At 51.0% G+C, this 21,373-nt stretch carries 14 protein-coding genes; 8 read left to right on the forward strand and 6 right to left on the reverse strand.

The features are described from left to right. Positions 1-124: 124 nt before the first annotated feature. The 4 genes from ycaO to pflA all read left to right on the forward strand — a co-directional run bounded on the left by ycaO (position 125) and on the right by pflA (position 6,359). A complete protein-coding gene (gene ycaO / locus PMI17_RS07030; protein ID WP_007887476.1) occupies positions 125-1,888 on the forward strand; it encodes a 30S ribosomal protein S12 methylthiotransferase accessory factor YcaO in 1,764 nt (587 codons plus the stop codon). A gap of 356 nt (positions 1,889-2,244) precedes the next feature. Then, the gene (gene focA, locus PMI17_RS07035; RefSeq protein ID WP_007887477.1) at positions 2,245-3,105 is read left to right on the forward strand and encodes a formate transporter FocA; all 861 of its coding nucleotides are present in this window, start codon (positions 2,245-2,247) and stop codon (positions 3,103-3,105) included. A 69-nt stretch (positions 3,106-3,174) separates the two neighbouring features. After that, on the forward strand, positions 3,175-5,457 hold the full coding sequence (gene pflB / locus PMI17_RS07040; RefSeq protein ID WP_007887486.1) for a formate C-acetyltransferase: 2,283 nt from the start codon (positions 3,175-3,177) through the stop codon (positions 5,455-5,457). 161 nt (positions 5,458-5,618) lie between these two features. Then, on the forward strand, positions 5,619-6,359 hold the full coding sequence (gene pflA, locus PMI17_RS07045; RefSeq protein ID WP_007887488.1) for a pyruvate formate lyase 1-activating protein: 741 nt from the start codon (positions 5,619-5,621) through the stop codon (positions 6,357-6,359). A 55-nt stretch (positions 6,360-6,414) separates the two neighbouring features. On the opposite strand, the gene PMI17_RS07050 is transcribed toward pflA, so the two are convergent. The 6 genes from PMI17_RS07050 to lrp all read right to left on the reverse strand — a co-directional run bounded on the left by PMI17_RS07050 (position 6,415) and on the right by lrp (position 15,414). Further along, the gene (locus PMI17_RS07050) at positions 6,415-7,566 is read right to left on the reverse strand and encodes an MFS transporter (RefSeq protein ID WP_036620530.1); all 1,152 of its coding nucleotides are present in this window, start codon (positions 7,564-7,566) and stop codon (positions 6,415-6,417) included. A gap of 313 nt (positions 7,567-7,879) precedes the next feature. Continuing rightward, positions 7,880-9,172: a serine--tRNA ligase gene (gene serS, locus PMI17_RS07055; protein WP_007887492.1), complete on the reverse strand. Its 1,293-nt coding sequence runs from the start codon at positions 9,170-9,172 to the stop codon at positions 7,880-7,882. Between the two features lie 97 nt (positions 9,173-9,269). Next, positions 9,270-10,616 (reverse strand): replication-associated recombination protein A, encoded by a 1,347-nt coding sequence (locus PMI17_RS07060; protein WP_007887493.1) that lies wholly within the window; start codon positions 10,614-10,616, stop codon positions 9,270-9,272. A 7-nt stretch (positions 10,617-10,623) separates the two neighbouring features. Further along, complete coding sequence (gene lolA / locus PMI17_RS07065; RefSeq protein ID WP_007887494.1) at positions 10,624-11,235, reverse strand: outer membrane lipoprotein chaperone LolA; 612 nt, start codon at positions 11,233-11,235, stop codon at positions 10,624-10,626. 175 nt (positions 11,236-11,410) lie between these two features. Continuing rightward, positions 11,411-14,800, reverse strand: a complete 3,390-nt coding sequence (locus PMI17_RS07070) for a DNA translocase FtsK 4TM domain-containing protein (protein WP_007887496.1) — start codon at positions 14,798-14,800, stop codon at positions 11,411-11,413. A gap of 119 nt (positions 14,801-14,919) precedes the next feature. Further along, positions 14,920-15,414: a leucine-responsive transcriptional regulator Lrp gene (gene lrp, locus PMI17_RS07075; protein ID WP_006118610.1), complete on the reverse strand. Its 495-nt coding sequence runs from the start codon at positions 15,412-15,414 to the stop codon at positions 14,920-14,922. Positions 15,415-15,934: 520 nt separating this feature from the next. Here lrp and trxB point away from each other — a divergent pair. From trxB to aat, 4 genes are all read left to right on the forward strand, one after another. Continuing rightward, on the forward strand, positions 15,935-16,900 hold the full coding sequence (gene trxB / locus PMI17_RS07080) for a thioredoxin-disulfide reductase (protein ID WP_007887501.1): 966 nt from the start codon (positions 15,935-15,937) through the stop codon (positions 16,898-16,900). Positions 16,901-17,045: 145 nt separating this feature from the next. Next, the gene (gene cydD / locus PMI17_RS07085; RefSeq protein ID WP_007887504.1) at positions 17,046-18,815 is read left to right on the forward strand and encodes a cysteine/glutathione ABC transporter permease/ATP-binding protein CydD; all 1,770 of its coding nucleotides are present in this window, start codon (positions 17,046-17,048) and stop codon (positions 18,813-18,815) included. After that, positions 18,815-20,545 (forward strand): cysteine/glutathione ABC transporter ATP-binding protein/permease CydC, encoded by a 1,731-nt coding sequence (cydC, locus tag PMI17_RS07090; protein WP_036620533.1) that lies wholly within the window; start codon positions 18,815-18,817, stop codon positions 20,543-20,545. Before cydD ends, cydC begins: the two co-directional genes overlap by 1 nt. Before the next feature lie 33 nt (positions 20,546-20,578). After that, positions 20,579-21,271 (forward strand): leucyl/phenylalanyl-tRNA--protein transferase, encoded by a 693-nt coding sequence (gene aat, locus PMI17_RS07095; protein WP_036620486.1) that lies wholly within the window; start codon positions 20,579-20,581, stop codon positions 21,269-21,271. Positions 21,272-21,373: the final 102 nt, after the last annotated feature.

Consider the following 21,373-nt stretch of genomic DNA (forward strand, 5'->3'; position numbering starts at 1 on the left):
GTTAAAGGGAGTAAATGCCGTTACCAGACTCAGATAAATTTGGCGGACTGAATAGCGAAGCACGTGTAAAACCCGTATTATTGCGCGCTTTACGCCCACCCCATTGACTTGAGAGAGCGCCACCATGACGCAAACGTTTATCCCCGGTAAAGATGCCGCACTGGAAGATTCCATTGCACGCTTCCAGCAGAAACTGCAAGACCTTGGTTTCAATATTGAAGAAGCTTCCTGGCTGAATCCGGTACCACACGTCTGGTCAGTGCACATTCGCGATCGCGACTGCCCGCTCTGCTTTACTAACGGTAAAGGTGCCAGCAAAAAAGCGGCATTAGCCTCAGCGCTGGGTGAATATTTCGAACGTCTCTCAACCAACTATTTCTTTGCTGATTTTTGGTTGGGCAAATCCATCGCCAATGGCGATTTTGTACACTATCCGAATGAAAAGTGGTTCCCGCTCACAGAGGATGACAGCCTGCCGGAAGGCATTCTGGATGCGCGCCTGCGCAAATTCTACGATCCTGATGAGAGCCTGGGTGCCTCTGAGTTGATTGATCTGCAATCTGGGAATAGCGAGCGCGGCATTTGCGGCCTGCCATTTACCCGTCAATCTGATCAGCAAACGGTTTATATCCCGATGAACATTATCGGTAACCTGTATGTCTCAAATGGCATGTCAGCTGGTAACACCGCAAACGAAGCGCGTGTACAAGGCTTATCTGAAGTGTTTGAGCGTCATATCAAGAACCGCATCATCGCCGAGTCCATCAGCCTGCCAGAAATTCCTGAAGCAGTAATGCAGCGTTATCCGGGAGTGATAGAAGCGATTGAGCGTCTGGAAGCAGAAGGTTTCCCTATCTTCTCTTATGATGCTTCGCTGGGCGGCAAATATCCGGTTATCTGCGTCGTGTTGTTCAACCCGGCGAACGGCACCTGCTTTGCCTCGTTCGGCGCACATCCAGACTTTGGCGTTGCGCTGGAGCGGACGGTAACCGAGCTGTTGCAGGGCCGCGGTCTGAAAGATCTCGACGTGTTCACGCCACCTACATTTGATGATGAAGAAGTAGCTGAACACGCTAACCTGGAAACTCACTTCATCGACTCTAGCGGCCTGATCTCATGGGATATGTTTAAAGAAGATGCCGATTATCCATTCGTCGACTGGAGCTTTGCGGGTACGACTCACGAAGAGTTTGATACGTTGATGGCCATCTTCCGTGCGGAGGATAAAGAAGTTTACATTGCCGATTACGAACATCTGAGTGTTTACGCCTGCCGCATCATCGTGCCTGGCATGTCCGACATCTATCCGGCAGAAGATTTACTGCTGGCAAACAACAGTATGGGTGCACCGCTGCGCGAGACACTGCTCGCGTTGCCAGAGAGTAAGTGGGAACCTGAAGCCTATCTCGATCTTATTGTTCAGTTAGATGAAGAAGGTCACGATGACTTTACTCGCGTGCGCGAACTGCTGGGCCTGGCGTCGGGCAAAGACAATGGCTGGTATACGCTGCGTATTGGCGAGCTAAAAGCAATGCTGGCACTCGCTGGCGGTGATTTGGATCAGGCATTGATCTGGACTGAATGGACGATGGAATTCAACCAGTCGATCTTTAGCGAAGAACGCGCTAACTACTATCGCTGCCTGCAAACTTTGCTGTTACTGGCGATGGAAGAAGAGCGTGACCCGCTTCAATACCATCGTGCTTTCACACGTATGTATGGTGAAGCAGCCGTAGATGCTGCTTCAGCCGCGATCAGTGGTGAAGCGCCATTCTATGGATTGCAAGCCGTCGATCTGGACCTCAAAGCCTTCCCTGCTCATCAATCACTGTTAGCCGCTTATGAAAAATTACAGGCAGCTAAACGTCGTTACTGGTCACAAAAATAATTATCCCTCTTTAATTTTTTAGTTGGATAATTCACGTAACGTAAATGGCACTGAGTAAGATCAGTGCCATTTTTTTAATCAAAAAATTAAAGAAGCATAAAACTTTATATTAAATAACAATTCAGCTTTAATCGTTAGTGATATTTAACAAAATTAAGCCTGCATCACAACTCACCTCAACTTATTTTGCATAAATTAAAAATTATTTATTTTATTAATTTCAATATCTTAATTGAAAATAGCCTTACTAGTCGCTTCGCTTAGCGCCTACCTTCCGGTCAAATATGATCCACGTCAATTTCTGACCTATACTCCTTTGTTAGTATCTTTACAGGCAATTTTTGGAGAGCGTTAGTGTGAAAGCTGACAACCCTTTTAATTCATTATTACCGGCGGCAATGGCAAAAGTTGCAGAAGAAGCCGGCATATATAAAGCAACCAAACATCCTTTAACCACGTTCTTCCTTGCCATTACTGCTGGCGTATTTATCTCAATTGCATTTGTCTTCTATATCACTGCGACTACCGGAAGTGGAACGATGCCTTATGGCATAGCAAAATTGATAGGCGGCATCTGTTTCTCACTCGGTTTGATGTTGGTAGTGGTTTGCGGTGCTGACCTGTTCACCTCAACCGTATTGATAGTTGTAGCGAAAGCCAGCGGACGAATTACCTGGTTGCAACTGGGCCGACACTGGCTGACCGTCTATATCGGCAATCTGTTCGGTGCACTATTCTTTGTAGCACTCATCTGGTTAGCTGGTGAACACATGGTGGCAAATGGTGCATGGGGTTTAAACGTTCTGCAAACTGCTGACCATAAAATGCATCACACCTTTATTGAAGCAGTCAGTCTCGGCACGCTCGCCAACCTTATGGTTTGCCTCGCTGTGTGGATGAGTTATTCCGGCCGCAGTTTGATGGATAAGATGTTCGCGATGATTTTACCGGTGGCGATGTTTGTTGCCTGCGGCTTCGAACATAGCATCGCCAACATGTTCCTGATCCCAATGGCCATCGTTATTCGCGATTTCGCCAGCCCAGAATTCTGGCAAATGGCCGGTGCAAGCGCAGCTCAATTTCCTTCACTTAGCGTTAGCGATTTCATTCTTAACAATCTTATTCCCGTGACCATCGGCAACATTATTGGCGGCGGATTGTTAGTAGGTTTGACCTACTGGGTAATCTATCTGCGTGGCAATGAGCCGGTGCATTAATGAATTGGTACGGGCGTGCTGACTCAGCGCGCCATACGTCAAAGTCTCCCTAAATAAGGCAGGTATATCATGTCCGAACTGAATGAAAAAATGGCGTCAGCCTGGGAAGGATTTAGCGCCGGCGAATGGCAGAACAGCGTCAACGTCCGTGACTTTATCCAGAAAAACTATACACCGTATGAAGGCGACGAATCCTTCCTGGCCGGTGCAACTCCGGCCACAACTAAGCTGTGGGATAGCGTGCTTGAAGGCATCAAAATCGAGAACCGTACTCATGCTCCGGTTGATTTTGATACCGATTTGGCTTCAACCATTACCTCTCACGATGCAGGTTATATCAGCAAGTCGCTGGAAAAAATTGTTGGCCTACAAACTGAAGCGCCATTGAAACGAGCCATCATTCCTTTTGGCGGCATAAAAATGGTTGAGGGTTCATGCAAAGTTTATGGTCGTGAACTCGACCCTGCGCTAAAAAAAGTTTTCACCGAGTATCGTAAAACCCACAACCAGGGTGTATTCGATGTTTATACTCCAGACATTATGCGCTGTCGTAAATCAGGCGTACTGACTGGTCTGCCAGATGCTTATGGTCGCGGACGTATCATCGGTGACTACCGTCGCGTTGCGCTGTACGGCATCGACTATCTGATGAAAGACAAAGTCGCGCAGTTCAATTCATTACAGAGCGATATGGAAAACGGCGTTGATCTGGAAGCTACCATCCGCCTGCGTGAAGAGATCTCTGAACAGCATCGTGCGCTTGGTCAGATTAAAGAGATGGCTGCGAAATATGGCTCAGACATTTCACTGCCGGCCACTAATGCACAAGAAGCAGTACAGTGGACTTACTACGGCTACCTCGCTGCGGTGAAATCGCAGAACGGTGCAGCGATGTCCTTTGGACGCGTATCAACCTTCCTGGATGTATATATCGATCGTGATATTCAGGCAGGCAAACTGAATGAAGAAGAAGCACAGGAACTGATTGACCATCTGGTCATGAAACTTCGTATGGTGCGCTTCCTGCGTACCCCTGAATATGATGAGCTGTTCTCAGGTGACCCAATCTGGGCAACTGAATCACTCGCCGGTATGGGTGTTGATGGCCGTACTCTGGTGACCAAAAGCACCTTCCGCTTCCTGAACACGCTTTACACCATGGGCCCATCACCGGAACCCAACATGACCATTCTGTGGTCTGAAAAATTACCGGTTAATTTCAAAAAATACGCAGCGAAAGTCTCGATCGATACGTCTTCATTGCAGTATGAGAATGATGACCTGATGCGTCCTGACTTCGATAACGATGACTATGCTATCGCTTGCTGCGTAAGCCCAATGATTGTCGGCAAACAGATGCAATTCTTCGGAGCACGTGCCAACCTGGCTAAAACTCTGCTGTATGCAATCAACGGTGGCGTAGATGAGAAGCTGAAAATGCAGGTTGGCCCAAAAGAAGCGCCAATTACTGACGAAATTCTCGACTTCGATACTGTGATGGAACGTCTGGATCACTTCATGGATTGGCTGGCTAAGCAGTATGTCACCTCCCTGAATATCATTCACTACATGCATGATAAGTACAGCTACGAAGCTTCATTAATGGCGCTGCACGATCGTGACGTTTATCGCACCATGGCGTGTGGTATCGCTGGCCTGTCTGTCGCAGCTGACTCACTCTCTGCGATCAAATATGCGAAAGTAAAAACCATCCGTGATGAAGATGGCTTAGCAGTAGATTTCGAAATTGAAGGTGAATATCCACAGTTTGGTAATAACGACTCTCGCGTTGATGATATGGCCTGCGATCTGGTTGAACGTTTCATGAAGAAAATTCAGAAACTGCAAACCTACCGCAACGCGGTACCAACGCAATCAGTACTGACCATCACCTCTAACGTAGTTTACGGTAAGAAAACCGGTAATACCCCAGATGGTCGTCGTGCAGGTGCGCCGTTTGGACCGGGCGCTAACCCAATGCATGGTCGTGACCAGAAAGGTGCCGTTGCTTCATTGACCTCAGTCGCGAAACTGCCGTTCGCTTACGCTAAAGACGGTATCTCTTATACCTTCTCCATCGTGCCGAATGCGCTGGGCAAAGATGATAACGTGCGTAAAACTAACCTTGCTGGCCTGATGGATGGATATTTCCATCACGAAGCCAACATCGAAGGTGGTCAGCATCTGAACGTCAACGTAATGAATCGTGAGATGCTGTTGGATGCCATGGAACATCCGGAGAAATATCCGCAGCTGACCATCCGCGTTTCTGGCTATGCTGTACGCTTCAACTCGCTCACTAAAGAGCAGCAGAAAGATGTAATTACACGTACTTTCACCCAGTCGTTGTAATCGCACCTTACTAAGATTAAAAGGCTCCTTCGGGAGCCTTTTCTCCAAAGTCCGTTTTGCCAGTTTGCTAATGCAGGCACCCTGGCAAAACCGACTTTCACTTAGAGCACAACAGAGATTGTGCTGCCTGATGTTCAGGCTCACCTGGAGAACTCATCGCAATGTCAACCATCGGTCGTATCCACTCCTTTGAATCCTGCGGCACCGTTGATGGCCCGGGCATACGCTTTATCACCTTTTTCCAGGGTTGCCTGATGCGCTGCCTGTATTGCCACAATCGCGATACCTGGGATACACACGGCGGGAAAGAGGTAACTGTTGAAGAGTTGATGAAGGATGTACTGTCATATCGTCACTTCATGAATGCATCTGGCGGCGGCGTTACAGCATCCGGCGGAGAAGCGATTTTACAAGCCGAATTTGTCCGTGACTGGTTCCGAGCCTGCCAGGCTGAAGGTATCCATACCTGCCTCGACACTAATGGCTTTGTTCGCCGCTACAATCCAGTGATCGATGAACTGCTGGAAGCCACTGACTTGGTGATGCTCGATCTCAAGCAGATTAACGATGATGTGCATCAGATTCTGGTGGGTGTGTCTAATCATCGCACGCTGGATTTTGCACGCTATTTGCAGAAGAAAGGTAAACGCACCTGGATTCGGTTTGTGGTAGTGCCAGGCTACTCCGATGATGATGACTCTGTTCATCGCTTAGGCGAGTTCACTAAAGATATGAATAATATCGAGAAGATTGAGCTATTGCCCTACCACGAGTTGGGCAAACACAAGTGGATTGCCATGGGGGAAGAGTACAAGCTGGATGGTGTTAAGCCGCCGAGTAAGGAAACCATGGAGCGAGTAAAGAGTATTCTCGCCAGCTACGGTCATGAAGTGATGTACTAATCGCAAACAAAAGGGGAGCCGCTGGCTCCCCTTTTTAGTGATTCATATTTCTGTATTATGCGTGTGCAACTGGCGTTGCCTGATGATCGACTTTACGCAGTAACATTACCAGATAAACCAGCGCCACCGCCGCAATCATCACAAACAGCAGTCGATCAGAGTAGTTCTGCATTAACATCGCCGTCATTCCCGGCCCCACCAGGCTGCCTACGGTATAACTAAACAGTAATGCCTGATTCATCGCCACTAATTCGTGGTGCGCCACGGTTTCACACGCCCACGACATGGCCACCGGATAAAGTGTAAAACCAGCAAGTCCCAGCACAAACAACGCCGGTGCCATCGCTGCATCACCAAGCATAGCGATAGCACCTAAAATCACCACGAACACTTGTACACGCAGCACCATCAAACGGCCAAAACGATCGGCCAGGCGCCCTACTGGCCACTGACCGACAATGCCTGAACTTACTAATAATGCCATCCAGTAACCGACGGTTGCATCGCTCATGCCCTGATGAGAAAGATACAGTGGCATCAAGCCATAAAGGGAACCGAGAACGATACCGGAAATAATGCAGCCATTGATACCAAGGCGAGAACTTCGACGGCGCAACATAATCCAGATATGGCCCGTTGAGGCCTCTTCCGTTGCTACAGTCGCTTTTACCTGCACAAACACTACCGGCAATACCGCACAGATAATCAGTGTGGTCACCCATGGAATCACGTGCAGCAATTCTGTCGAAAGGCGGCTTACCAACAGCTGACCTGCTACCGTCCCGAGATAATAGATAATCATGTAAGCAGCCAGTAACTGGCCACGATTACGCACGGTACCGCTGCAGAGCAAAGCGCTCTCAACCACAACCCAAATCAAGGCGCATCCGATGCCTGCAGTGAAACGCAGCATCGTCCAGCTGTAAAATCCATCCAGCATGACCATGCCCATGGTCGCCACGGCGAAAAGTACGCTAGCCAAATAGAAACAGCGGTTAAAACCATAACGATTTATCAACCAGCCCGCCAGTAAGGTGCCTAGCAAATTACCGGTGTAATACGATGAGCTGGCCATACCCACTTGCCAGGTTGGCAATTGATCGTGAGTAAGCCACAGCGGTACCAACGTATTAAGCACAGCAATAGACACCGTCATAAGCATTAAGCCGCAGAGCAGCAAAACGACGGGGCGGGACCAGGTTGACATAGTGAAGAAACCAAAAGAGATGATGATAATTGCGCGCAGTTTGCCATTCACCATTTTAAAGTCAATGTGCAAAAAATCACCGCAGCACGATTTGCTGATGAACAATTTATTTTTCTTATCTTCATAAGGTTAGAAGTGTGCGGGAGCAATTAAGATGGATAGCTATCTACTTGAATTAGCGATTTTTAATGCTTTATAGCCATTTGCTGTCGATAACGTTTATTTCTGATTAATTCCAACTAAAAAATAATTATGTTACAGCTTAAGAAACAAAAAAACCCGGCATTGCCGGGTTAATATCATTGAGCGTTGATTAGCCAACAAATTCCAGACCGCCCATGTAAGGACGCAATACTTCTGGAACTTCAATACGACCGTCGGCCAGCTGATAGTTTTCAAGCACCGCAACCAGAGTACGGCCTACCGCCAAACCAGAACCATTCAGCGTATGCAGCAAACGGGGCTTCTTATCGGTTTTGCTACGGCAACGCGCCTGCATACGACGCGCCTGAAAATCACCCATGTTGGAACAAGATGAAATCTCGCGATAGGTATCTTGCGCGGGCAACCAAACTTCCAGATCGTAGGTTTTGGCTGAACCAAAGCCCATATCGCCGGTGCAAAGCAGAACTTTACGATATGGCAGATTGAGCAGTTGCAGCACTTTCTCAGCGTGACCGACCAACTCTTCTAGCGCATCCATGGAAGATTCAGGTGCGACAATCTGCACCATCTCAACTTTGTCGAACTGATGCATGCGAATTAAGCCGCGCGTATCGCGTCCATATGAACCGGCTTCTGAACGGAAGCATGGCGTATGCGCGGTAAGTTTAATCGGCAACGCTTCTTCTTCAACGATCTCATCACGCACTAAGTTGGTCAACGGCACTTCTGCTGTTGGGATCAGCGCATAGTTGCTGCTACCCGCTTCTTCGCCCAACGGTTTGGTGTGGAACAGGTCTTCACCAAACTTCGGCAATTGTCCGGTACCGTACAATGTTTCCTGGTTGACCAGATAGGGAACATAGGTTTCGAGATAACCGTGCTGTTGCGTGTGCAGATCAAGCATAAACTGGCTTAAGGCACGATGCAGGCGCGCAATCTGACCTTGCATCACGATAAAACGTGAACCAGTCAGTTTTACGGCGGCTGCAAAATCGAGGCCTTTGGCAGCTTCACCCAACTCAACGTGGTCTTTTACCGGAAAATCAAACTGGCGCGGCTGGCCCCAGCGGCTGACTTCCTGATTTTCGCTGTCATCTTTACCCAACGGCACTTCATCAACCGGCAGGTTAGGCAGCGCGAGGGCAAAATCACGGATCTCATTTTGCAGCGTATCCAGTTCTGCTTTAGCCGCATCCAGGCGTTCGCCCAGTGCGTTCACTTCCTGACGCAGTGGCTCGATATCTTCCCCACGTGCTTTGGCCTGACCGATGGATTTGGATCGGGAATTACGCTCAGCCTGTAGATTTTCAGTTTCTACCTGCAAGACTTTACGGCGCTCTTCGAGCGAACGTAACGTTTCCACATCCAGTTTAAATCCTCGGCGTGCCAGTTTTTCTGCGACTGCGTCTGGCTCGTTACGCAGCAGGTTGGGATCGAGCATGCTAATCCTGTGTAATAAAAGGTTGATTGAACGAATGGCGGGACGCATCCCTATGGAATGCAATGAAATCCTTGCTCACCTTACCGTAAGGTGTTTATCAGCGGTAGCGTTTTATCGGGCTATTTTGATCCTGCTCAGCCAGCCAGGCGAGTTTTTCGCCAATTTTCCCTTCAAGCCCGCGATTCGTCGGCTGATAGTAGCGAGTCTGCGCCATTTCCGGCGGGAAATAGACTTCCCCAGCCGCATATGCGTGAGTTTCATCGTGCGCGTAGCGATACTCTTTACCCAATCCCATTTCCTTCATTAACTTAGTGGGCGCATTGCGTAAATGCTCCGGCACGTCGTAATCAGGAAACTCGCGCGCATCGCGCATCGCGGCTTTGAAAGCGGTATAAACTGCATTACTTTTTGGCGCACTGGCAAGGTAAACAATCGCCTGAGCGATGGCTCGCTCACCCTCAGCTGGACCGACGCGGGTAAAGCAATCCCAGGCGGCCAATGCGACCTGCATACCGCGTGGATCGGCGTTTCCGACGTCCTCTGAGGCAATCGCCAGCAAACGTCGAGCGACATACAATGGATCTCCGCCAGCGGTGATGATTCTTGCATACCAATAGAGCGCCGCATCAGGTGCTGAGCCACGCACAGATTTGTGCAAGGCGGAAATCAGATCGTAGAAGCGGTCGCCTTTATTATCAAAACGCGCTGCCCTTTCACCCGACACTTCATTGAGTAACTGTGGCGTTAATTCACGCTGGCCCTCAGCGTTGCTTTCTGCCATATCCGCCATCATTTCCAGCGTATTCAAAGCACGACGTGCGTCACCATTGACCAGTTCAGCAATCATGCGACGCGTATTATCCGGTAGCACAATATCACTCTTGCCATAGCCGCGTTCTTCATCCTCCATCGCCTGCAGCAGTACCTGCTCAATATCAGCGGTGGTGAGCGACTTAAGCAAATAAACACGTGCTCGCGATAGTAACGCCGAGTTGAGTTCAAACGAGGGATTTTCGGTGGTGGCGCCAATAAAAGTTATCGTGCCATCTTCAATGTGTGGCAAAAACGCATCTTGCTGGCTTTTGTTGAAGCGATGCACCTCATCTACAAACAAGATGGTGCGACGACCCACCTGACGATTTTGACGCGCACGTTCGATGGCTTCACGAATCTCTTTAACACCAGAAGTCACCGCAGATATGCGCTCAACATCGGCTTTACCATAATGACCAATGATTTCAGCCAGCGTTGTTTTCCCTGTCCCCGGCGGTCCCCATAAAATCATCGAATGCAGATGCCCAGCCTCAATGGCACGCGGTAAGGGCTTACCTGGCGCCAGCAAATGTTGCTGCCCAATATAGTGTTGCAGCGTAGCCGGCCGCATACGCGCGGCCAGCGGCTGAAACTCATTCGACGGGGCGAAATCCAGAGACAGATTACTCACTGTGGCCTCACTGACGTTGATCGTCCACCGTTACTCCTTTTGGCGGCGTAAAGGTGAATTTATCTGGGCTAATGGCGCCGTTGTTCTGGCTTTTCAACTGATAATCGCTGTGCTGTCCATCTTGCTCAATCGCGCTGAACTTATTGATGGTGCCTGCTGACGTCACATTAATGGTGAATTGCTTGAGATTGCCATCACTGCTTTTCGGGGTCAGCTCGAAGTTATCACCCTGCTGCTTGATGTTGTATTGCTTCCAATCACTTGGCTGGTTGCGAGCAATCAACATAAACGGCGTGTTGCTGGCGGCATTTTGCAGCAGGCTAACACTTGCTTGTTCAACAAATGGATTGTAGAACCACAGATTCTTACCATCAGAAATAATCACGCTTTCATCCGGTGCTGTCATGTGCCAATTAAACAAACTTGGACGCTTTACCCAAAGCTCTCCTTCGCCGTCCAGTACATTGGCACCGCCGCCGTCAGTCACTTTCTGACTGAAGCTGGCATGGAAGCTGTTCACTTTATTGAGACGCTGTTGCAGATCGCTGGACGCATCCGCCAAAACTGATGCGGAAACTAAACTGGCCATTAGGCCGCAGGCAATAACGTGTAATTTCATCTGATTCAATTCCTTATTCATTGTTTCCCGACACTTACCACATTAAACGTAGTTGCCGCCCTGTCTCTTCGACAGGAGAAAAAGCCGAAAGCTCCCGAAAATATGGGGATCGACCAACAGATAAACAATGGGCCAGTATTAACTGGCCCATAAGAGAACAATTGCACGTAATAAGCTACATCTCGTGTGGCGGCGGCGATAGTACTTCGCGGTTACCATTGTGTCCGGGTTCAGAAACGATACCCTGCGCTTCCATCTGTTCGATGATGCGTGCAGCACGGTTATAGCCAATACGGAATTGGCGCTGAACACCAGAGATGGAAGCGCGGCGTTTTTCCACCACGAAAGAGACCGCCTGATCGAACAGCGGATCCAGCTCTTCATCACCCATCATACCGCCAGCAGCACTGTCGCTCTCTTCACCCGCGGTAATGCTTTCGATGTATTGTGGGCGACCACGCGCTTTCCAGTCCTGGACCACCGCATGCACTTCCTGATCGCGCACAAACGCACCGTGCACACGCACTGGCATAGAGGAGTTAGGCGGCATGTAAAGCATGTCGCCCATTCCCAGCAACGATTCTGCGCCACCCTGATCGAGAATAGTACGCGAATCGATCTTACTGGAAACGGTGAAAGCGATACGCGTCGGGATGTTAGCTTTAATCAGGCCCGTAATGACATCTACCGACGGACGTTGCGTTGCCAGCACTAAGTGAATGCCCGCAGCTCGCGCTTTCTGCGCCAGACGTGCAATCAACTCTTCGACCTTCTTACCCACCGCCATCATAAGGTCGGCAAATTCGTCGACCAGCACCACAATATACGGCAATTTTTCCAGCACTGGCGGCGTAGTGTCCATGCTATCGCCCGGCTTCCAGAATGGATCGGGGATTGGTCGGCCCATCGCTGCAGCTTGCTCAATCTTTTCGTTGTAGCCCGCAAGGTTACGTACGCCCAGTGCCGACATCAGCTTATAGCGACGCTCCATTTCACCCACACTCCAGCGCAGCGCATTCGCCGCATCTTTCATATCGGTAACCACTTCGGTCAGCAGGTGCGGAATGCCTTCGTACACTGACAGCTCGAGCATTTTCGGGTCAATCATAATAAAGCGCACTTCTTCCGGTGTGGCTTTATACAGCATGCTGATGATCATGGTGTTAACGCCGACCGACTTACCGGAACCGGTGGTACCGGCAACCAGCAAGTGAGGCATCTTCGCTAAATCAGCGACAACCGGTTGGCCTGCGATGTCTTTACCCAACACTACGGCAAGCGGAGAGGGATTCTCGCGGAATTTAGGACAATCCAGCACTTCGCGTAGATAAACGGTTTGACGGTGTTTATTTGGCAGCTCAAGGCCTACATATGGCTTGCCGGGAATGACTTCCACCACACGCACCGCAACAGCTGACAAGGAACGCGCCAGGTCACGTGACAAGTTAGAGATACGTGAAGCTTTCACGCCTGGAGCCAGATCAAGTTCAAAACGGGTAATCACAGGGCCAGGTGAAATACCAACAACTTCCGCCTTCACACGGTAATCCGCCAGTCGCGCTTCAACCAGTCGCGCTGTTTGCTCAAGAGCAAACATATCGACGGGTTCTTCTTCTGCCGGTGGCGACGTCAGAAGATCCAGCGTTGGCAGTGGCGTAGAAGGTTTTTCCAGCGGCTGTTCATGACGAACCAGGAACGGGTGGAACAGGCTGTCCTGGACAGGCGCAGCGGGCTTCACTGGTGCCGGCGGCGCCGAATAGGCCTCCTGATCCGGTGACGACCACGGACTGGACTCTGCACTCAACGACGGCAGCGGCGAAGGCTGCGGAACAGCCGGCTCCTGCCACTGTTCAGGCTCTTCGGGCTCTGGCGTTGCTGAAAGCGTAAACAGGGGTTCACTTGGGCTATCATCGACCAAATCTTTCATTGGTGAGAAGTCAAAAGCAGAGGTCGTATCCAGATTGAATACCGGCGCCTCCTTAACTTCAGGTTCGTTATAGCGTTGTTGCTGCTGATCGGCGAACTGACGCGCAAGTTGCGCCTGCTGCAGTGCGTCCTCATCTTCAGGCTCGCGAACATCTTGCCAGCTTTCACCGTAGCGATTCTGCTGCTGTGACGCGAAAGCATCACGCAACTGCGCTTCCTGCAGTTCAATATCATCCTCATGCGAAGGAGCGCTAAAGGATGCCGTCATTTCCGGCTGCTGTTGCTCCGCATCTTTAGCTTGCTCTTCGGCCATACGCTGCGAAGGCAGCTTAATGCCGTATGAGGCCAACTCGCGTCGCGTTGGTAATTTGACTTTATTTGGCCGCGGTAACTCTGGGCCAATGCCCTGTTTTACCTGCGGGTTGTAATCACGTTCAGGCACAATATCGAAAGCAGGCGAGTAAGCAGCAGGTGAAGCAGCGGCTTTTACTGCCCCGGTTGCCAGAGATGCAGCGGCTACGCTATTGAATGATGCCGAAGAGGGATCGGCATCTTGCCAATTCCCCATACTCGGACCTTCATCATCATCGACAGGCGAAAACGGTGAAGGCGCGGGTTGATTCGGTACTTCAAAGCGATAAAGCGGAGTCGCGGATTGTGGAATCGATTCTGGCGCCGCAGCGACAGGCTGAGGAGCGGGAATCGATACCGGCGCTGGTTCCACAGAACGAGGCATAGCGACAGGTTCTGCGGATGCGTTGGCGACGGGTGCAGCTAAAGCTGGTGCTTGTTGTGCAGCTTGAGTAGTAACAGCAATCGCAGCGGCGGTTGCTGCACTGGCTTTTGCCAACAGCGGATCATCACCCAACTCTTCAGTAACCGATTCACTTACCTTGCGTGGTTTCGCCAACAGTACGTCATCGTCTTCATTTACAGACTGCGCAGCATGAATCGAAGGCGGAAAATCATCAGTGTGCTCCTCATCGTCATATTCTTCATCTTCCTGCCACGGCTCATCATGACGTGAACGATTACTGGCGAAAGTTAGAACGCCCATCACCACGCCACCAATTTTCTCGGCAATGGTTAACCAGGACCAACCGGTATACAACGTGATTCCTGCCGCCCAGACGCAAAGCAGCGTCAGCGTACCGCCGGCAGAACTAAACCATGGCGCCATCGCATTGCTTACCAGGCTGCCAATGACGCCGCCGGAAGCAAAATACCAGATGTCATCAACATTAAGCGCCGCAAGGCCGCAGGTGGTCACGACTAATGCTAATACGCCTATCAGGCGCAAGCCCACGGCAAAGTAGTCAATGTAGTCCTGACGATCGCGTTGGCGGAAGGTGATCCAACACAGACCAATAATCACGGGAGGAATGGCGTAGGCCATCACGCCAAAAATGAACAATAGCGTATCTGCCAGCCATGCACCTACGCTACCACCCAGATTATGGATAGGCTCGTGCCAGGCGGTTTGCGACCAGCTTGGGTCTGAAGGGTTAAAACTAACCAGCGACACCATCAAATAGACGGCGAACAAGGCCACGAGAATAAGCAACGCTTCCAATAGACGGCGTCCACTGCTCAGCGGTTGTAACGAAACTTCTTTATCTTCTGTATATTCCTGGCTCAAGAGAACTCTCCAGGTGCCTGTAAATTAAGAAGGCAACAACGTCGGGCATGCCCGACGCTGGTCCTGTATGAATTCACAGGAGTGTACCGAAATCCTGCAAGCTTTGCACCTGCCCTGCACTACCGGGTTTTGATCACCAGACGATTGCTCTGTTTGACCTCTTCCATCACCACGTAAGTACGGGTGTCGTTTACGCCCGGCAGGCGCAGCAAGGTTTCACCCAGCAGCTTACGATAGGCGGACATATCCGGTACGCGGGTTTTCAACAGGTAGTCAAAGTCACCGGAAACGAGGTGACATTCTTGAGTTTCCTCAAGTTTTTGCACTGCGGCGTTAAATTGCTCAAACACATCTGGCGCACCACGATTCAGAGTAATCTCAACGAATACCAGCAGCGAAGCATCCAGATAATGCGGGTTGAGTTGCGCGGTGTAACCCAGAATGAAACCTTGACGCTCAAGGCGACGTACGCGCTCAAGACAAGGTGTTGGCGATAATCCAACACGTTTGGAAAGCTCGACATTGGAAATTCGACCGTCTTTCTGCAGTTCATTCAGAATATTTCTGTCGATACGATCTAAATCTTTTCCGGGGCGTTTCTTATTGTCTACCATTATTATTGTCTCTCTTAATTCCTTCCCTTTACCTGCCACACCCTGAAAACGCTCATTGTTCAGGGCCTTACTGAAGTGAAGACGATAAGCCTGTGCAGAAATGCGACCATCCGTATGACGCATGTTGTCTGTCCACATCATGCGTCATTACCAATGTCAGGCTGAGTTTATTCGGCTAAAAAGCCCAAAACGGAAATGAAATTCTGTTTTGAATCGCTAAATATTCTCTGCTTCTCCCAATGTTTTCGCAAAAGCGCAGGCGATTGTCAAAGTAAAACATCCAAATTCAGTACAAGATGCCAGATAGAGATCTGGGTTGCTGTTTTTAAATGAGAATTTTTATGCTGCTGCACCACTATTTGCCGAGCATTGCCCCCTTTTGGCGCAGCGCACGTGCAGAATCTGTACTCATCGTCTACGCCGCTTACAGCGATTGTTAACAAAATTGCTGAAGCCTTTTTTTGCGGCGTTAATTTCCCTACAATCAAAAACTATGTTGTCAGAAAAAATTGAGGAACGCATGAGTACGGCCAAACACAGTAAGCTGCTCATTCTGGGCTCCGGTCCAGCCGGTTATACTGCTGCGGTGTATGCAGCGCGCGCTAACCTGAATCCGGTCTTAATTACCGGGCTGGAAAAAGGCGGTCAGCTCACCACCACGACTGAAGTGGAAAACTGGCCAGGCGATCCAAACGATCTGACCGGTCCAGCGCTAATGGAGCGCATGCAAGAGCACGCCGAGAAGTTCAATACCGAGATCATTTTTGACCACATTCATACGGTTGATTTGCAGAACCGCCCGTTCCGTTTGGTTGGTGACAGCGGCGAATACACTGCCGATGCGTTGATCATCGCAACTGGCGCCTCCGCGCGTTATCTAGGCTTGCCATCGGAAGAGGCCTTCAAGGGCAAAGGCGTGTCCGCCTGCGCGACCTGCGATGGTTTCTTCTATCGCAATCAGAAGGTTGCGGTAATTGGCGGCGGTAACACCGCAGTTGAAGAAGCCCTTTATCTGGCAAACATTGCCGCTGAAGTGCATCTGATTCACCGCCGAGACAGTTTCCGTGCCGAAAAAATCCTCATCGATCGTCTGATGGAGAAAGTGCGCAGTGGCAACATCGTGCTTCATACTCATCGCACGCTGGATGAAGTGGTTGGCGATCAAATGGGTGTAACTGGCCTAAAACTGCTTTCTACCAATGGCGAAGCACCAGAATCACTGGACGTTGCAGGTTTATTCATTGCGATCGGTCACAGCCCGAATACCGCGATCTTTGATGGTCAGCTTGAATTAGAAAACGGCTACATCAAAGTGCAGTCTGGCTTGCACGGCAATGCCACGCAGACCAGCATTCCGGGCGTATTCGCTGCCGGTGACGTCATGGACCATATCTATCGCCAGGCAATCACCTCTGCCGGTACCGGTTGTATGGCCGCGTTGGATGCTGAACGCTTCCTCGACGGACTGGTTAAAAACGATAAGTAAGTTGTTAATAACCTGATCATAATCTCCTCAAGGCGGCCAGTTTTGGTCGCCTTTTTTATTACCTGCGTGCTAAAGTTCAGGCGCCCTACACTGCTGGGTTTTCATCCGGGATTGACATCTCTTTTGAGTTACCAAACGGCATCGCATGAACAAATCACGGCAACAAGAACTTCTTCGCTGGCTCCGTCAGCAACGTCATCATGGCGCAAGCAGCTTGCGTGCAGCTTCACTGTTGGGTTTTGCTGGTGCTTTGGTGATCATCGCCCAGGCATGGTTGCTGGCTTCGCTGCTGCAAAATTTGATTGTGGCTCAACAACCGCGCTCGGCGCTTCTTAACGATTTTCTCTTACTACTGCTGTGCTTCGTGCTGCGCGCCGGGCTGCATTATGCCCGTGAAATGGCAGGCCATCGCGCTGGAGTGGCTATTCGGCGGGCGTTGCGTCAACAGGTATTGGACCGGCTCAATGAATTAGGCCCGGCCTGGATTCAGGGAAAGCCCGCTGGTAGTTGGGCGACGCTACTGCTCGAACAAATCGAAGATATGCAGGAATACTACGCGCGCTATCTGCCCCAGATGACGTTGGCGGCATTTATTCCCCTGGCTATTTTGCTGGCGATTTTCCCGGTTAACTGGGCGGCGGGATTGATTTTGTTGGTGACCGCGCCGCTGATTCCATTATTCATGGCGATGGTTGGTATGGGTGCTGCGGATGCTAACCGGCGCAATTTTCTTGCTCTTGCCCGGCTTAGCGGCGATTTCTATGATCGTCTGCGTGGCCGCGAGACGTTGCGCCTGTTCCACCGCGCCGCTGCAGAGCAACAAGCGATCGCTGCTAGCACCACTGATTTTCGTCAGCGCACCATGGAAGTTTTACGCCTGGCGTTTCTCTCATCTGCCGTACTGGAGTTTTTTGCTTCACTGGCGATCGCCGTTGTCGCGGTCTATTTTGGTTTCTCTTATCTGGGCGAACTGAACTTTGGACATTACGGCACCGGCGTAACGCTGTTTGCCGGATTCCTGGCATTAATTCTGGCGCCGGAATTTTTCCAGCCATTACGCGACTTAGGCACCTTCTATCATGCCAAAGCGCAGGCGATTGGCGGAGCTGATGCACTGGATCAATTTCTTCGTGAAAGCCCCGATCTGGCAGCCGACCAATGTTCGGCTGCGCTTACCGTAACCGCAACACTGACCATTCAGGCGAAAGATCTGGTGGTGACAACCGCCAGCGGTGAGGCGCTATCGCAGCCGCTGAATTTCACCCTCGAAGCGGGTAAACGTGTGGCATTGGTTGGGCAAAGTGGCGCAGGAAAAACTGCGCTGGTGAATGTGCTGCTCGGCTTCCTGCCTTATCAAGGTTCGTTACTGATAAACGCGACTGAATTACGGGATATCCATCGCGATAGCTGGCAACAACATCTCGCCTGGGTTGGACAAAATCCGCATCTGCCTGCAACGACGCTGCGTGAAAACTTATTAATGAACAACCATGTTGATGACGCTACGCTCGCGATAGTGTTGCATCGCGCGGGCGTTGATGAATTCTTAGACCGCTTGCCGCAAGGATTAGATACCGTTTTAGGCGATGGCGGCATTGGCCTTTCTGTCGGACAGGCGCAGCGTGTTGCCGTCGCACGCGCACTGCTTAAACCGGCACAATTACTGTTGCTGGATGAACCCGGATCCGGCCTTGATAGTCAAAGCGAGCAACACGTCATTAGCGCCCTGCAGCAAGCGGCTAACCAACAAACCACGCTGATGATCACCCATCAACTCCACGATCTCGCGAACTGGGATGAAGTGTGGGTTATGCAAGCTGGGCAGTTGGTGCAGCAAGGCCATTGGCAGCAACTGATTCTGCAAGATGGACCGCTGCGTGATATGGCACAGCATCGTCAGAAGGAGATCGCATGATGAAAGATTTATTGCCTTTCCTGCAGCTGTTTCGTCGTCATCCGTGGCGCCTTGGCCTTGGCATTGTGCTGGCGATTGTCACCTTGCTTGCCAGTATTGGCCTGCTAACGTTATCCGGCTGGTTTCTCGCGGCCTCTTCGCTGGCGGGTGTCGCAGGGCTCTTTACCTTTAACTACATGTTGCCCGCTGCAGGTGTACGAGGCGCAGCGATAACCCGCACCGCCGCGCGCTATTTTGAGCGTTTAGTCAGTCACGATGCCACTTTCCGCGTGCTGCAACATTTGCGTGTATTCACTTTCAGCAAACTTATCGCGTTGGCTCCTGAGCAACTGGCCCGTTTTCGTCAGGGCGAATTACTTAACCGCTTCGTCAGTGATGTCGATACGCTCGATCATCTTTACCTGCGTGTCATTTCACCTTTGATCGGCGCTGCGGTAGTGATTGTGGTGGTTACCTGCGGTTTAGCCTTGCTGGATGTGCCGCTAGCGCTGCTGCTCGGCGGTATCATGCTGCTTACGCTGATGCTGATGCCGCCGCTGTTCTGGCGACTGGGTGCTTCAGCCGGACAGCAGATCGCACAGCATCAAGCCCATTGGCGTCTGCAATTAACACTTTGGCTCACCGGTTTATCTGAGCTGAAAATTTATGGCGCAGCGCCTTCGTGGCGCAGTCAGTTGGATACGGAAGAGTTCAACTGGCAGCAGTCACAACGCAAACAACATCGTTTACAGGCGCTGGCACAAAGCCTGCTACTGCTGATCAGCGGAGTGACCGTGACGCTCCTGTTATGGATTTCTGCTCAGGGTGTGGGTGAAAACAGCGCCCCAGGCGCTTTCATCGCGTTGTTTGTGTTCTGCGGACTGGCTGCATTCGAATCGCTGGCCCCCGTGGCTGGCGCGTTTTTACCTCTTGCTCAAGTCACTAGCGCGGCTCAGCGCGTGCAAGAGATCATCGACCAACCCGCCGCAATTCATTTTCCCAGCATGAAAATCGAGAGCGTTGCAGGTCTTAGTCTAAAACTGGAAAACATTAGTTTTAGCTACCCACAACGTCCGGAACCCGTACTGCAGCATTTTTCGTTATCATTGCGCGCAGGCGAACATCTGGCGCTGCTCGGCCCAACCGGCTGCGGTAAATCCAGTCTGTTAACGCTGATTACCCGTGGCTGGGAAGCGCAGCAAGGTTCGATTGCCCTGAATGAAATCGACCTCGCCAGTTGGGATGAAGCTTCGCTGCGCAGCCGTATTAGCGTCGTGACGCAGCGTGTACATTTGTTTAGCCAAACGCTGCGTGACAACCTGTTGCTCGCCCAACCCAGCGCCAGCGACGAGCAGTTGATCGCCGCGTTAGACCAGGTGGGCCTGGCGCATCTTACCGAAAATGATGAGGGCCTCAATGCGTGGATGGGCGACGGCGGTCGCCCCCTGTCTGGCGGCGAACTGCGTCGTCTGGCGATAGCGCGCGCGCTGCTGCACGATGGCGATTTATGGCTGCTGGACGAACCCACCGAAGGCCTGGACGCCAGCACCGAACAGCAGATTCTTTCGCTATTGCAGCAAGTGAGCCGTGGCAAGACGTTGATTATGGTTACGCATCGCTTAAGCGGCTTAGAAGCCATGGACCGCATTTGTGTTATGGATGGCGGGCAAATTATTGAATCCGGCACGCACGCCGAATTAATCTCAAAAGCAGGCCGCTACTGGCGTTTCCATCAGCGCTTTACGCTATAGTCTTAGCCAACAGCCCTGAGTGTGATTAACGCAATGAGACTGATACAGCTTTCACGGGATTCATTAAATTTTCCACCACCGGAGATGGCGCTGCGCGAGCCCAATGGATTATTGGCGATGGGCGGCGATCTCTCCCCTGCCCGCCTGATGAATGCTTACCAGCGCGGGATTTTCCCGTGGTTCTCACCCGGTGACCCCATTCTTTGGTGGTCGCCGGATCCTCGCGCGGTGATGCTGCCGGAATCCTTCCATCTTAGCCGCAGCATGGCGCGCTTCCATAAGCGTTCACCTTTTCGTGTCACCATGAATCATGCCTTTCCACAAGTGCTGGAAGGATGTGCCAGCGGCCGCCAGGAAGGTACATGGATTACCTTTGAAGTTAAACGCGCTTGGTTGCGCCTTTATGAATTGGGCCATGCGCATTCGATAGAAGTGTGGTGCGGTCAGCAACTGGTGGGCGGCATGTATGGATTGGCGCTGGGACAAATCTTTTGCGGCGAATCGATGTTTAGCCGGCAGGAAAACGCCTCCAAAACCGCACTCTGGGTCTTTTCGCAACACTTTCTTGCCCATCAAGGCCGACTGATTGATTGCCAGGTACTAAACCCGCATACCGCCTCGCTCGGGGCGGTTGAAATTCCTCGCGTCGACTATTTACAGTATGTGCAAACACTGGCCTGGCAGCCGGTTTCAGAGAGTTGTTGGCAAACGCAGACCCTTTTTTGACATTGCTCTCAGATGTTTTGCACACAATTCCCGACAAAAGTGATACAATAAGCGAGTTTGGTATGTCGTCCGCGCTTCGCTGTGGCGAGCCGGAATTGCCAG

It is taken from the genome of Pantoea sp. GM01 (genome assembly GCF_000282675.1).
GTDB lineage: Bacteria > Pseudomonadota > Gammaproteobacteria > Enterobacterales > Enterobacteriaceae > Pantoea > Pantoea nemavictus.

Excerpts from the sequence above, each read along its gene's own strand:
- ycaO (WP_007887476.1), top strand. The coding sequence starts at position 125 with ATGACGCAAACGTTTATCCCCGGTAAAGATGCCGCACTGGAAGATTCC.
- pflB (WP_007887486.1), top strand. The coding sequence starts at position 3,175 with ATGTCCGAACTGAATGAAAAAATGGCGTCAGCCTGGGAAGGATTTAGC.
- pflA (WP_007887488.1), top strand. The coding sequence starts at position 5,619 with ATGTCAACCATCGGTCGTATCCACTCCTTTGAATCCTGCGGCACCGTT.
- PMI17_RS07050 (WP_036620530.1), bottom strand. The coding sequence starts at position 7,566 with ATGTCAACCTGGTCCCGCCCCGTCGTTTTGCTGCTCTGCGGCTTAATG.
- serS (WP_007887492.1), bottom strand. The coding sequence starts at position 9,172 with ATGCTCGATCCCAACCTGCTGCGTAACGAGCCAGACGCAGTCGCAGAA.
- lolA (WP_007887494.1), bottom strand. The coding sequence starts at position 11,235 with ATGAAATTACACGTTATTGCCTGCGGCCTAATGGCCAGTTTAGTTTCC.
- lrp (WP_006118610.1), bottom strand. The coding sequence starts at position 15,414 with ATGGTAGACAATAAGAAACGCCCCGGAAAAGATTTAGATCGTATCGAC.
- trxB (WP_007887501.1), top strand. The coding sequence starts at position 15,935 with ATGAGTACGGCCAAACACAGTAAGCTGCTCATTCTGGGCTCCGGTCCA.
- cydD (WP_007887504.1), top strand. The coding sequence starts at position 17,046 with ATGAACAAATCACGGCAACAAGAACTTCTTCGCTGGCTCCGTCAGCAA.
- cydC (WP_036620533.1), top strand. The coding sequence starts at position 18,815 with ATGAAAGATTTATTGCCTTTCCTGCAGCTGTTTCGTCGTCATCCGTGG.
- aat (WP_036620486.1), top strand. The coding sequence starts at position 20,579 with ATGAGACTGATACAGCTTTCACGGGATTCATTAAATTTTCCACCACCG.